1 protein-coding gene is annotated in these 730 nt (G+C 71.5%); it reads right to left on the reverse strand.

What is annotated here, in order from left to right:
- Nucleotides 1–730 (reverse strand): penicillin-binding transpeptidase domain-containing protein (locus D8M34_RS18645; protein WP_148113120.1); only part of this gene is annotated, 730 nt, incomplete at both ends.

Below are 730 nucleotides of genomic sequence, written 5' to 3' on the forward strand. Positions count from 1 at the left end.
TCCTCGGGGTGGACCTCGCGGTCACCCAGGGAGACGCCGCCGGTGGGGTTCGGCAGCAGGTCGGCGGGGATGCCGGCCTGGTGCGCGGCGTCGGCGACCCGCTGCGGGCCGACGTCGAGCCCCATCCGGTAGAAGACCGTGTTGATCGACTTGGTCATGGCCTCCTTCACCGAGCACCGGCCGCAGCTCACGCCCTCGGAGTTGGTGACCGTGGTGCCGGCGAGCTCCTGGGGGGAGGAGCCGTCGTAGCTCGTGCCGAGACCGACCGGCGGGTTCGCCTGCAGCGCCGCGGCGAGCACGAACGGCTTGAACGACGAGCCGGGCTGCTTGAGCACCGAGGCGTAGTCGAGGCCGACGCCGTTCTCCCCGCCGAAGTAGGCGATGACCGCGCCGGTCTTCGGGTTCACCGACACGAGCGAGGACCGCAGGTTGTCGGGCTGGCCGTCCATGACCTTCGCCACGGCCGTCGCCGCGTCCTCCTGGGCCTTCGGGTCGATCGTCGTGGTGACCGTCAACCCCTGGGTGTTGATCTCGGTCTCGGAGATCCCGAGCTTCTCCAGCTCGGCGCGGGCCGCGTTGTAGATGTGGCCCTTGTCGTCGCCGGGGATGCCGCCGCCCTCGGCCGCGGAGGCCTCACGCCACTGCGGGAACCTCTGCTGCGCCCGGTCGGCCTGGGTCATCCAGCCCTGGGCGACCATGCCGTCGAGCACGAAGCCCCACCGCTGCTGGG

Source organism: Microbacterium sp. HSID17254 (assembly GCF_003989315.1).
GTDB lineage: Bacteria > Actinomycetota > Actinomycetes > Actinomycetales > Microbacteriaceae > Microbacterium.